We start from the raw sequence: 12680 nt of genomic DNA on the forward strand, positions 1-12680 counted from the left end.
CTGATAATGTTAAACTTTTTTAGTAAATCATCTGCTCGATACGAGAGTATAGACAGACCGACGAAAATTTGTGTAACGGTTTGAAAATCAAACGGTTAATTAACGCCCACTTTACCTTGATTTACTAAAAGAGCTTATACGCAAGCGCCAGTTAACTCTCACGCTTTACCTCCAGGGGACGTAAGCAAGGTTACTCACTTCTGAGTAGTAATTGCGTGATCTGGATCAAAATTTCGCAAAGCTGACACCTTTCAGCAGGCCCTTTTAGCGTTTATCGGTAAGTGTTAAAAAATTGGTGTGGTGAATGCTAATCACATTAGCATATTTAATACATATTAATAACACTAAGTATTAGTAGCGTATTTACGTAGATATACGCAGATAGGAGGTGAAGTATGCTGACAAAAGGCGTATCTTCAGCGCGGATTTTATCACTTTTTATGACTCATTTTATCCGGCTAACGCTTCGGAGCTAACCGTGATCCAAACGCTATTTGATTTTCCTGTTTATTTTAAATTTTTTGTTGGGTTATTTGCCCTGGTCAACCCGGTAGGGATCATCCCTGTCTTTATCAGTATGACCAGCTATCAAACTGCGGCTGCGCGAAATAAAACCAATCTCACGGCAAACCTGTCGGTCGCGATCATCCTGTGGACTTCGCTGTTCCTGGGGGACGGTATTCTGCAACTTTTCGGTATCTCTATAGATTCGTTCAGGATTGCTGGCGGTATTCTGGTTGTGACCATTGCGATGTCGATGATTAGCGGAAAACTTGGTGAAGATAAGCAGAACAAACAGGAAAAATCAGAAACGGCCATTCGTGAAAGCATTGGCGTGGTGCCGTTGGCATTGCCGTTGATGGCGGGGCCGGGGGCAATTAGCTCGACTATCGTTTGGGGGACGCGATACCACAGTGCAATTAACCTGTTTGGCTTTTTTATCGCGATTGCGTTGTTTGCCTTGTGTTGCTGGGGGCTGTTTCGCATGGCACCGTGGCTAGTGCGCTTGCTGGGCCAAACGGGTATCAACGTCATTACGCGTATTATGGGGCTGTTACTCATGGCCTTAGGGATTGAATTTATTGTTACTGGTATTAAATCCATTTTCCCCGGTTTGCTTGCCTGATATTCCTTCTTGAGTACAAGCGGAGCCGCTGCAGGCTCCGCTTCCTTTCATTATCAGTAAAACTTCTCACTAAAGTTGATAATCAGCATAACAACAATGAAAAATGCTGATGGTTAACGATTTAGTTATTCATTGATTTTATGGATATAACACTCAGCGCTGCGTCAGAGGGAGCACGATATTGCTGTTATTTTATTAACATCATACTCTGGGGCTTGCTGTGGGATTATCGAAATGTTATTAGTTATTTCAGCGTTTTTTTTAGATGAATGTGCTAATTAACAACCAATTGTTAAATTTATGTGCATTTTGGCGTGGGGTTGAGACCGGACAGGGGAGTCAACCATGATAATCAGCTAATTCGTTGATTATTAATGTTTTATTGTTATGGGTTTTCATTCGCAAGCCTTTGCCAGTGACATTTATTTCTAATAAAAGAGAATTAGTTAACAAATTTGTAAAATGTATTGGCGGTGAAGAAACGCATTTGGTACTTTCCGGCCAGGTATTTGGCAGAAGAATTGACGTTGATGAGAATGATTTTCAGTTGCCTTCTCTCAACAGGGTAATAGCGTGTTTCCGGCAGGGGAGACACGTAGATAATCGACGCAAGGCGGTCGTACGAATCGCCAGAATAAATAAAGTCGGTGATAGCAAGCAGTAAAACAATAAACCACCTGACGGCAGAAAATCTCCGGTGCCGTACAGGGATCCTGACAGGATTAACAGTCTGGTTAAAAAACCAGCCATAATAATGAGGGAGTACAAACACAATGACGATCATCACTAAAAAAAGTTTAGTCGCTGCGGGGATCCTCACTGCGCTAATCGCTGGAAATGTGGCCACGGCGGCAGTTGTGCCAGCGGGTGTGCAGCTTGCTGAAAAGCAGACTCTGGTGCGTAATAACGGTTCGGAAGTTCAGTCTCTCGATCCACATAAAATCGAAGGTGTACCGGAATCCAACATTAGCCGGGACCTGTTTGAAGGTTTATTAATCAGTGATGTCGATGGCAAACCATCGCCGGGCGTGGCTGAAAAATGGGATAATAAAGATTTTAAAGTCTGGACATTCCATCTGCGTAAAGATGCTAAATGGTCTGACGGTACGCCTGTTACCGCGCAAGATTTTGTGTATAGCTGGCAACGTTTGGCGAACCCAAATACTGCCTCACCTTACGCCAGTTATTTGCAGTACGGTCATATCGTCAACATTGATGACATCATCGCCGGTAAAAAGCCGGTCACCGATCTCGGTGTGAAAGCGATTGACGATCATACTTTTGAAGTCACCCTGAGCGAACCTGTTCCTTATTTCTACAAACTGCTCGTGCACTCTTCCGTTTCACCGGTTCCTAAAGCCGCCGTGGAAAAATACGGTGATAAGTGGACCCAGCCCGCTAACATTGTCACTAACGGCGCGTATAAACTGAAGGACTGGGTGGTTAACGAGCGCATTGTGCTTGAGCGTAATACCAACTACTGGGACAACGCCAAAACCATTATTAACCAGGTAACCTACCTGCCAATTTCTTCTGAAGTGACTGACGTTAACCGCTATCGCAGCGGTGAAATCGACATGACCTATAACAACATGCCGATCGAGTTATTCCAGAAACTGAAAAAAGAGATCCCGAACGAAGTTCACGTTGACCCGTATCTGTGCACCTATTACTACGAAATCAACAACCAGAAAGCACCGTTCAACGATGTTCGTGTTCGTACCGCTCTGAAGCTGGCGATGGATCGTGACATCATCGTCAACAAAGTGAAAAATCAGGGCGACCTGCCTGCCTATAGCTTTACCCCTCCTTACACCGATGGCGCGAAACTGGTCGAGCCAGAGTGGTTCAAATGGTCACAGGAAAAACGTAATGAAGAAGCGAAGAAACTGCTGGCTGAAGCCGGTTATACCGCTGAAAAACCGTTGACCTTTGACCTGCTGTATAACACCTCAGACCTGCACAAGAAACTGGCTATCGCCGCGGCATCTATCTGGAAGAAAAATCTGGGCGCTAACGTCAAGCTGGAAAACCAGGAGTGGAAAACATTCCTCGATACGCGCCATCAGGGCAACTATGATGTTTCACGTGCGGGCTGGTGCGCGGATTACAACGAACCAACTTCCTTCCTGAATATGGTGCTGTCCGACAGCTCCAACAACACGGTTCACTATAAGAGCCCTGCATTTGACAAGCTGATTGCAGACACCCTGAAAGTGACAGATGAAGCGCAGCGTAGTGAGCTGTATTCGAAAGCGGAGCAGCAACTGGATAAAGATTCTGCGATTGTACCGGTTTATTACTATGTTAACGCCCGCCTGGTGAAACCATGGGTTGGCGGATACTCCGGTAAAGACCCGATGGATAATATCCATGTAAAAGACTTGTATATTATCAAGCATTAATGGCAAGACGTGGGGCAATCATTTTGCCCCACAGTGTCTTTTTCTTCGAACTATTAACACCTCTTTACCTGAAGATCTGGGTAGAAGAGGTGTAAAGGCACACGCCAGAAGGTACGGGCAATGTTAAAATTCATATTACGTCGCTGTCTGGAAGCGATTCCGACGCTGTTTATTCTTATTACGATTTCATTCTTTATGATGCGCCTTGCGCCGGGTAGTCCATTCACCGGAGAACGCGCATTGCCGCCAGAAGTGCTGGCTAATATTGAAGCGAAATATCATCTCAACGATCCCATCTCCACACAGTATTTCAGCTACCTGAAACAGCTGGCGCATGGTGATTTTGGACCATCCTTTAAATACAAAGATTACACGGTTAACGACCTTGTCGCTTCAAGTTTTCCGGTGTCAGCGAAGCTTGGCGCTGCGGCATTTATTCTGGCGGTGCTCGTCGGCGTTAGCGCTGGGGTGATCGCCGCACTGAAGCAAAATACGCGCTGGGACTACACGGTTATGGGGATCGCGATGACCGGGGTGGTTATTCCCAGTTTCGTCGTTGCTCCCTTATTGGTCATGATATTTGCCATAACGTTGAAATGGCTGCCCGGCGGCGGCTGGAACGGCGGGGCGTTGAAATTTATGATCCTGCCGATGGTGGCGTTATCGCTCGCCTATATCGCCAGTATCGCCCGTATTACTCGCGGCTCGATGATTGAAGTGCTGCACTCAAACTTTATTCGTACCGCGCGAGCTAAAGGACTGCCGATGCGGCGGATTATTTTCCGCCATGCGTTAAAGCCTGCGTTACTTCCCGTGCTGTCTTATATGGGGCCTGCGTTTGTCGGCATTATTACCGGCTCAATGGTTATTGAAACAATCTATGGTTTGCCGGGCATTGGGCAACTGTTCGTGAATGGCGCTTTAAACCGCGACTATTCGCTGGTGCTGAGTCTGACCATTCTGGTCGGTACGCTGACTATTGTGTTTAATGCGATTGTCGATGTGCTGTATGCCGTTATCGATCCGAAGATTCGTTACTGATACTGGAGCTCGCTATGATGTTAAGTAAGAAAAACAGCGAGGCGCTGGAAAATTTCAGTGAGAAGCTGGAGGTTGAAGGTCGCAGCCTGTGGCAGGACGCGCGTCGACGTTTTATGCATAACCGCGCGGCGGTGGCAAGCCTGGTAGTGCTGGTGATTATTGCGCTATTTGTGACGCTGGCGCCAATGCTGTCGCAGTTTACCTACTTTGATACCGACTGGGGAATGATGTCCAGCGCGCCGGATATGGAGTCCGGGCACTATTTTGGCACCGACTCATCGGGTCGCGACCTGCTGGTGCGTGTGGCGATTGGCGGGCGCATCTCGCTGATGGTCGGTATTGCCGCCGCGTTGGTGGCGGTCGTGGTTGGCACGCTATATGGTTCATTGTCAGGTTATCTCGGCGGTAAAATCGACTCGGTGATGATGCGCCTGCTGGAAATCCTCAACTCCTTCCCGTTCATGTTCTTCGTGATTCTGCTGGTGACCTTCTTTGGGCAAAACATTCTGCTGATTTTTGTCGCTATCGGGATGGTTTCCTGGCTGGATATGGCACGTATCGTGCGTGGACAAACGCTGAGCCTGAAGCGCAAAGAGTTTATTGAAGCGGCGCAAGTCGGCGGGGTGTCTACCGTGCGCATCGTTATCCGCCATATTGTGCCAAACGTGCTGGGCGTAGTGGTGGTATATGCTTCGTTGCTGGTGCCCAGCATGATTCTGTTTGAATCCTTCCTGAGTTTTCTGGGGCTAGGGACGCAGGAGCCGTTAAGTAGCTGGGGCGCACTGCTGAGTGATGGTGCCAACTCAATGGAAGTATCGCCATGGCTGTTGCTGTTCCCGGCCGGTTTCCTGGTGGTTACTTTGTTCTGTTTTAACTTTATTGGCGATGGCTTGCGTGATGCCCTCGACCCGAAAGACCGTTAAGGAGCGCCGCCATGAGCGTAATTGAGACCGCAACCGCGCCGCTCGCGCAACAACAGGCTAACGCACTGCTGAACGTTAAGGATCTGCGCGTGACGTTTGCCACCCCCGATGGCGATGTTACTGCAGTAAACGATTTAAACTTTTCCCTGCGAGCCGGAGAAACGTTGGGTATTGTGGGTGAGTCCGGTTCGGGCAAATCGCAAACCGCGTTTGCCCTGATGGGGCTGCTGGCGGCGAATGGCCGTATCGGAGGTTCCGCTACGTTTAACGGGCGTGAAATATTGAATTTACCGGAGCACGAGCTGAACAAACTGCGCGCCGAGCAAATCTCAATGATTTTTCAGGATCCGATGACCTCTCTGAATCCGTACATGCGGGTCGGAGAGCAACTGATGGAAGTTCTCATGCTGCATAAAGGCATGAGTAAAGCAGAAGCGTTTGAAGAGTCAGTAAAAATGCTGGATGCGGTTAAAATGCCGGAAGCGCGCAAGCGCATGAAGATGTATCCGCATGAATTCTCTGGCGGAATGCGTCAGCGCGTAATGATCGCCATGGCGCTGCTGTGCAGACCAAAATTATTGATCGCCGATGAGCCGACTACCGCGCTCGATGTTACGGTACAGGCGCAAATTATGACGCTGCTGAATGAACTGAAAAGTGAATTTAACACCGCAATTATCATGATCACCCACGATCTGGGGGTTGTCGCCGGTATTTGTGACAAAGTGCTGGTGATGTACGCTGGACGAACCATGGAATATGGCAGCGCACGGGATGTCTTTTATAAGCCCGTTCATCCGTATTCAATTGGTCTGCTGAATGCCGTACCTCGTCTGGATGCTGAAGGGGAAGAGATGTTGACTATCCCGGGCAACCCACCGAACCTGCTGCGTCTGCCAAAAGGCTGTCCATTCCAGCCCCGCTGCCCGCATGCGATGGAAATCTGTAGCAGTGCTCCGCCACTGGAAGAGTTTAGCCCGGGCCGCCTGCGCGCCTGCTTTAAACCCGTGGAGGAACTGGTATGAATACGGTCATCGAACAACGAAAAGTACTCCTTGAAATTGCCGATTTAAAGGTCCATTTCGACATTAAAGACGGCAAGCAGTGGTTCTGGCAACCGTCTAAATCCCTGAAAGCGGTTGATGGCGTGACCCTGCGATTGTATGAAGGTGAAACCTTAGGCGTGGTGGGGGAGTCCGGCTGCGGAAAATCGACCTTTGCTCGGGCGATTATCGGTCTGGTGAAAGCCACTGATGGAAAGGTCGCCTGGTTGGGTAAAGATTTGCTGGGAATGAAACCCGATGAATGGCGCGAGGTGCGCAGTGATATCCAGATGATTTTCCAGGATCCGCTGGCATCATTAAACCCGCGTATGACCATTGGTGAAATTATTGCCGAGCCGCTGCGGACTTATCATCCGAAACTACCGGGGCAGGAAGTCCGTGACCGCGTGAAGGCAATGATGATGAAGGTTGGGTTGCTGCCAAACCTGATTAACCGTTATCCGCATGAGTTTTCCGGCGGCCAATGTCAGCGTATCGGTATTGCCCGCGCACTGATTCTTGAACCGAAGCTGATTATCTGCGACGAGCCAGTTTCTGCGCTGGACGTATCCATTCAGGCCCAGGTCGTTAACCTCTTGCAGCAGCTACAGCGTGAAATGGGGCTGTCATTAATTTTCATTGCCCACGACCTGGCGGTGGTTAAGCATATCTCCGATCGCGTACTGGTGATGTATCTCGGACACGCGGTGGAATTAGGCACCTATGACGAGGTGTACCATAATCCGCTACATCCTTATACCAAAGCGCTAATGTCTGCTGTGCCGATCCCCGATCCGGATATGGAAAGGAACAAAGTTATCCAGTTGCTGGAAGGCGAGTTGCCGTCGCCGATTAATCCTCCTTCGGGCTGTGTGTTCCGTACGCGCTGCCCGATTGCCGGACCAGAGTGTGCAAAAACACGCCCGGTTCTCGAAGGCAGTTTTCGACACGCCGTTTCCTGCCTGAAAGTAGACCCGCTATAATCGTGAGGGCTGACAAAGGTCAGCCCTTCTTTTTGGTGAGGTATTTGTGTCTGGCTTAGTTTCTTCTGTTCGCCGTACGCTTTATCGTACATTATTTGATTTAGACACACGCTCGGGGCGCCGTTTTGAAGGTATGTGCGCACTGTTCGCGCTGCTCAGCGTGATTGTTATCTTCGTTGAGTCCGGGGTCGGGACGCAATACCATTTGACCTTTGAGGAATGGCGCGTATTTGTCTGGCTGGAAGTCTTTATCACTCTGGTCTTTACTATCGAATATCTGCTGCGATTATGCTGCTGGGCCAATCCCGCTAAATATGTCTTTAGCTTCTGGGGGATTATCGATCTTGCCACCATTTTGCCACTGTATGTGATGTGGTTATGGCCGGAAATCAGTCTGAGTTATGTTTTCGCCTGGCGAGCGATGCGTGTCCTGCGCGTACTGCGAATTCTCAAATTGCTGCGCTTTATGCCTTCTCTGCGTATATTCTGGAGCGCAATAAAAAGCGCCCGTCATCAGCTAATCCTGTTCTATTCATTTATTGCCATTCTGATGATTGTTTTCGGCGCGCTGATGTATCTGATAGAAGGGCCCAAATATGGCTTTAGTACGCTGAATGCGTCAGTGTATTGGGCCATTGTCACGGTAACCACCGTCGGCTATGGTGATATTACTCCCCACACGCCGCTCGGGCGCATGGTAGCGTCAGTGCTGATTTTGATTGGTTATTCCGTGATTGCGATCCCGACTGGTTTGATAACGACGCATATGAGCAGTGCGTTCCAGCATCGGCAGAATCAGCGTAAATGTCCGCAGTGTCAGCAAAGTCAGCATGAGCACAGCGCGCAGTTTTGTAACCGGTGCGGAAGCAAATTACCGGGCTAAAAGTAAAAAAGCTGCGAGAGCAGCTTTTTTTAATTATTCGCGCCAGAGAATGTGGCAGAGCTTGTGATCTTTTTCGCGACACAACAGAACGCGGGCAAAAATATCGTTAATCTCGCCGTCTTCTGTATCTGCCAGACCAATCACCACTTCGGCAAAGAAGTCAGGATTCAGGTCAAAATCGACGTGTTCCTGCCAGTCCTCTGCCGGGTCAAATAATTCTGCACCGCCGCGCTCTTCAAACTGCAAATTGAACAGAATGATATCTGCCGGATCGAGGTTGTCCGCAGCCAGTTCGAGAAAAATATCGTAAGCCTGCTCAAGCGTTTCGTCTTCGGTCAGGCGGTTGTTCAAATCCATATCCATAATGACTACCTGTTTACTGTCTGATTGGCACGTTTTACAGCAACGGACTAAAGAAGTAAAACAGTCGCTCGGCAATCCGCTGCCAGAGTGGTCGTTTTACCCACAAACGAGCGTCAAGAAGGCGTGAACGAGAAATATAATCATCCTGCACTGCGGCGAGGTCGCCCCCGAATCCTGCGTCATCAATAACCAGCGTGATTTCAAAATTCAGCCACAAACTGCGCATATCCAGGTTAACGGTCCCGACCAGGCTCAGTTCGCCATCAACCAGTACGCTCTTGGTGTGCAGCAAGCCGCCTTCGAACTGATATATTTTGACGCCCGCGGCCAGCAGTTCGGTGAAAAAGGCCCGGCTTGCCCAGCCAACCAGCAGGGAATCATTCTTCCGCGGAAGAATGATACTGACGTCGACCCCACGCTGTGCTGCTGTACAGATCGCATGTAGTAAATCATCGCTGGGGACGAAATAGGGCGTGGTCATAATTAAATATTCACGCGCCGAATAAGCAGCAGTTAATAGCGCCTGATGGATCAAATCTTCAGGGAAACCAGGACCCGAGGCGATAGTGTGAATGGTGTGACCGCTGGCCTGCTCAAACGGCATGATATTGACGTCCGGCGGCGGGGGTAAAATGCGTTTCCCGGTTTCAATTTCCCAGTCGCAGGAGTAGACGATGCCCATCGCGGTGGCAACAGGTCCTTCCATTCTCGCCATCAAATCGACCCATTGCCCCACGCCCGCATCCTGCTTAAAGAAGCGCGGGTCGACCATGTTCATGCTGCCGGTATAAGCAATATAGTTGTCGATCATCACCATCTTACGGTGCTGGCGCAGGTCCATTCGGCGCAAAAACACACGCATCAGGTTAACCTTGAGGGCTTCGACAACTTCAATACCCGCATTACGCATCATCGCCGCCCACGGGCTACGGAAGAATGTCACGCTGCCGGCAGAGTCCAGCATCAGGCGGCAGTGAACGCCTCTTCTGGCGGCCGCCATTAACGATTCGGCAACCTGATCGGCCATACCACCCGGTTGCCAGATGTAGAACACCATCTCGATGTTATGACGCGCCAGTTGAATATCACGGATCAGCGCCTGCATCACGTCATCGGAACTGGTGAGCAGTTGCAGTTGATTCCCCTTAACGCCGGCGATTCCCTGACGACGCTCGCACAGCTTAAATAATGAAGAAGCAACGCTGCTGTTTTCCTGCGCAAAAATATGTTCACAGGCTTTGAGGTCGTTCAGCCATTTGGCCGTGGAAGGCCACATTGCCCGGGCGCGTTCGGCGCGGCGTTTACCCAGGTGGAGTTCACCGAAGGACAGATAAGCTATGATCCCTACCAATGGCAGTATATAGATGATCAACAGCCATGCCATTGCGGAGGGCACTGCGCGTCGCTTCATTAGAATGCGTAATGTGACGCCAGCAATGAGTACCCAGTAACCCAGAATGACCAGCCAACTCACCACGGTGTAGAAGGTTGTCATAAATTTAAAAATCCTTTTGAAAGCGTATTGTTAAGAGTTTACGCATCAGGATAAATCTGGCAAATAAAAACACGGGAAAACCTCTGGTCTGCATTCGGTGTGACGTTATAATGGCCGCTCAGTGACTGGAAGAGTAGTTAACATGAAGCGTAGTAGAACGGAAGTGGGACGCTGGCGGATGCAGCGTCAGGCTAGCCGCCGTAAAGCACGTTGGCTTGAAGGACAATCGCGTCATAACATGCGTATCCACACCATCAGAAAGTGTATTCTGAATCATCAACGTAACTCGTTGCTGTTTGCAATCCACAGTATCTGATCTCAAAAGGGCACCGCTGGTGGTGCCCAATGAGTACTTGAGCAAACACCATCCTTTTTTTCGTTCTTCTTATATTCATGCTATGTCACAGCGTCCCTGCCATAATGCTTCCTGATTTATTGATTGCTCGTACTGAGAATGTTTGTAACAATACTCAGGAAGTGTCTAAAAATTATAAATTATTATTTGTATTTTCTCGTTGTAATTCAAAAATGGAGTTAAGATGAAATATATAGTGGCGCTCATGCTGAGTTTCGCTCTGTCTGGGTGCACAGCCGGCGACTGGATTAATGCGGCTGGTGGAATAATGCAGGCCACAGATAAAAATCAAAAAGATGCCAGGACCAAGCGAATAAATGCAGCCAATAAAGCTGCAGGTTATTAAGAGGTAAACCCGACAATACCACGTCTGAAAGAATCTCAGACGTGGTGCTTGACACGGCAGAGAATAATTATGAGTTAAATATTCCCCGGGCTTTCGCCTCCTGACAGGTGATATAGCCATAATGCTTGCGCTGCCCGTTGCCATCAAACGCAACATAAAAAGGTGTTGTTGCATCTCCTTGTTTTAGCGTGTAATTCATGCATTTCCCATTGATTTCAGCAACATGCATTTCGCTGTCCGGGTTCCCGCCTGCTGCAATGATTTTCTCTGGTGTGGTATCTGACGCGTACGTGGCCTGAACAATTGGGTTATTATCAAATTGCATAAAACTAAAGCTGCAAGCACTTAATAAGGGGGCGAGGATGAGGCTTAAATAACGCATCGAATATCCTTGTAGAGTGTGAAATCCGTGAGAAAACGATGGCGAAAAAGACCCTGCTAAAATAATCTTATCTGTTTCCAGTCATCATTTATCTATGCTAAAACTCTGGCATTATACATAAAATGCTTCGCCGCACAAGGTTATGCCTGATAATCTGCAGGTGTAATCATTTGGTATTACATGGGATGTAGTGTTGACTACGCAAATAATAAAGGTGCATTGATTATGATATATTCGAATGCACCCATGGAAAATGATAAGCGGAGGGATAGTCACCCAGCTTATTAATATTTCGGTAAGCCGGGAGGTTAAAAAACCTTCTTATATTGTCATTCAGCCCATTTCGAAGAATTTCACATAAAAACGTTCTGTTACGTTGAACCCTTCTGCCACCTGCCTTTCAGTCTTCCAATTATCACACTCCGAGTACAAGTGTTACATTGTGGGTATCTTTGAGCAACGAGTTTTGTGTACACTTTTGCGTACTCAAAAGCCAAATGTGTACCCATTCAATGATCACTGACACAAAGCTCAGGAAGGCCCTTGGCAAGAAACGCGATGCTATCGAAACTATCTCAGATTCTCACGGACTCAATGCAAGGATAAGTCAGGCTGGAAAAGTTTCATTTTTCTACCGATACAGATGGGCTGGAAAAGCAGTCAAACTCAATGTCGGTGATTATCCAGCAATGAGCATTGCTCAGGCAAGGGAAAGGCGTCAGCAGTTCAGAACGTGGCTAACTGAGGGTTTAGATCCGCGTGAGCAAGTGAAGTTGGAAAAATTATCTCGCGAAGGTTCTATGACAGTGGCTGAAGCCTTCAATTATTGGATCGAGAAACACTGCATCGCGAATCAACTCACCAAGACGGATTATTATCAGTTGGTATTCGCCAAACATATCGCTGAACCGATGCGGAATGTCAAAGTCGACAACTCGACAAAAATGCACTGGATAGATGTATTTGATCAGATTGAAAGCAGGGTGATGGCCCATTATATGCTTTCACTGTGCAAACGCTCATTCAGGTTCTGTATTAACCGAGGCGTGATATCGACCAATCCGCTCGAGGGATTGCTACCCACTGACGTTGGACAAAAACCGAAAAAGAGAACGCGGCGCCTGGATGATCGTGAGCTGGTGGCTATTTATCGGTGGCTGCAAAACCGCATGTCCATAGAGTCCGGGTTTCTTGTGAAATTTATTATGTTGACCGGCTGTAGGACGGCAGAAATTCGGTTGAGCGAAAGGTCATGGTTCAAGCTGGATGAAAATGAGTGGATAGTTCCTGCTGGAAGTTACAAAACGTGAATCGCCACAGATAATCTAGACACTT

At 48.3% G+C, this 12680-nt stretch carries 13 protein-coding genes; 10 read left to right on the forward strand and 3 right to left on the reverse strand.

All coding sequences use genetic code 11. From position 1 onward, the window contains the following. The first annotated feature begins 478 nt into the window (after window positions 1-478). The 7 genes from ychE to FDX11_RS11175 all read left to right on the forward strand — a co-directional run bounded on the left by ychE (window position 479) and on the right by FDX11_RS11175 (window position 8404). Window positions 479-1126, forward strand: coding sequence for an NAAT family transporter YchE (gene ychE, locus FDX11_RS11145; protein WP_042308505.1), 648 nt, complete (start codon window positions 479-481; stop codon window positions 1124-1126). A gap of 773 nt (window positions 1127-1899) precedes the next feature. After that, window positions 1900-3531, forward strand: coding sequence for an oligopeptide ABC transporter substrate-binding protein OppA (gene oppA, locus FDX11_RS11150; RefSeq protein WP_061381233.1), 1632 nt, complete (start codon window positions 1900-1902; stop codon window positions 3529-3531). A 120-nt stretch (window positions 3532-3651) separates the two neighbouring features. Then, window positions 3652-4572, forward strand: coding sequence for an oligopeptide ABC transporter permease OppB (oppB, locus tag FDX11_RS11155; RefSeq protein ID WP_061381234.1), 921 nt, complete (start codon window positions 3652-3654; stop codon window positions 4570-4572). A gap of 14 nt (window positions 4573-4586) precedes the next feature. Next, window positions 4587-5495 (forward strand): oligopeptide ABC transporter permease OppC, encoded by a 909-nt coding sequence (gene oppC, locus FDX11_RS11160; protein ID WP_008784950.1) that lies wholly within the window; start codon window positions 4587-4589, stop codon window positions 5493-5495. Between the two features lie 11 nt (window positions 5496-5506). Next, window positions 5507-6520, forward strand: coding sequence for a murein tripeptide/oligopeptide ABC transporter ATP-binding protein OppD (oppD, locus tag FDX11_RS11165; RefSeq protein ID WP_038641097.1), 1014 nt, complete (start codon window positions 5507-5509; stop codon window positions 6518-6520). Next, window positions 6517-7521: a murein tripeptide/oligopeptide ABC transporter ATP-binding protein OppF gene (gene oppF, locus FDX11_RS11170; RefSeq protein ID WP_061381235.1), complete on the forward strand. Its 1005-nt coding sequence runs from the start codon at window positions 6517-6519 to the stop codon at window positions 7519-7521. Before oppD ends, oppF begins: the two co-directional genes overlap by 4 nt. 46 nt (window positions 7522-7567) lie before the next feature. Next, entirely contained in the window at window positions 7568-8404 is an 837-nt protein-coding gene (locus FDX11_RS11175) for an ion transporter (RefSeq protein WP_042308053.1), read from the forward strand. A 33-nt stretch (window positions 8405-8437) separates the two neighbouring features. On the opposite strand, the gene FDX11_RS11180 is transcribed toward FDX11_RS11175, so the two are convergent. After that, window positions 8438-8767 (reverse strand): HI1450 family dsDNA-mimic protein, encoded by a 330-nt coding sequence (locus FDX11_RS11180; RefSeq protein WP_003020691.1) that lies wholly within the window; start codon window positions 8765-8767, stop codon window positions 8438-8440. Window positions 8768-8801: 34 nt separating this feature from the next. After that, window positions 8802-10262, reverse strand: a complete 1461-nt coding sequence (gene cls / locus FDX11_RS11185) for a cardiolipin synthase (RefSeq protein WP_042308054.1) — start codon at window positions 10260-10262, stop codon at window positions 8802-8804. Window positions 10263-10404: 142 nt separating this feature from the next. Here cls and FDX11_RS11190 point away from each other — a divergent pair, with 142 nt between their 5' ends. Next, window positions 10405-10578, forward strand: coding sequence for a YciY family protein (locus FDX11_RS11190; protein ID WP_137397908.1), 174 nt, complete (start codon window positions 10405-10407; stop codon window positions 10576-10578). 223 nt (window positions 10579-10801) lie between these two features. Next, entirely contained in the window at window positions 10802-10963 is a 162-nt protein-coding gene (locus FDX11_RS25120; RefSeq protein ID WP_169742009.1) for a hypothetical protein, read from the forward strand. Between the two features lie 67 nt (window positions 10964-11030). On the opposite strand, the gene FDX11_RS11195 is transcribed toward FDX11_RS25120, so the two are convergent. Then, window positions 11031-11345, reverse strand: coding sequence for a hypothetical protein (locus FDX11_RS11195; protein WP_137365423.1), 315 nt, complete (start codon window positions 11343-11345; stop codon window positions 11031-11033). A gap of 512 nt (window positions 11346-11857) precedes the next feature. Here FDX11_RS11195 and FDX11_RS11200 point away from each other — a divergent pair. Then, the gene (locus FDX11_RS11200; protein ID WP_249360730.1) at window positions 11858-12655 is read left to right on the forward strand and encodes an integrase arm-type DNA-binding domain-containing protein; all 798 of its coding nucleotides are present in this window, start codon (window positions 11858-11860) and stop codon (window positions 12653-12655) included. The last annotated feature ends 25 nt before the right edge of the window (window positions 12656-12680 follow it).

Origin of the sequence: Citrobacter sp. wls714, from assembly GCF_005281025.1 — a bacterium.
Lineage (GTDB): Bacteria > Pseudomonadota > Gammaproteobacteria > Enterobacterales > Enterobacteriaceae > Citrobacter > Citrobacter werkmanii.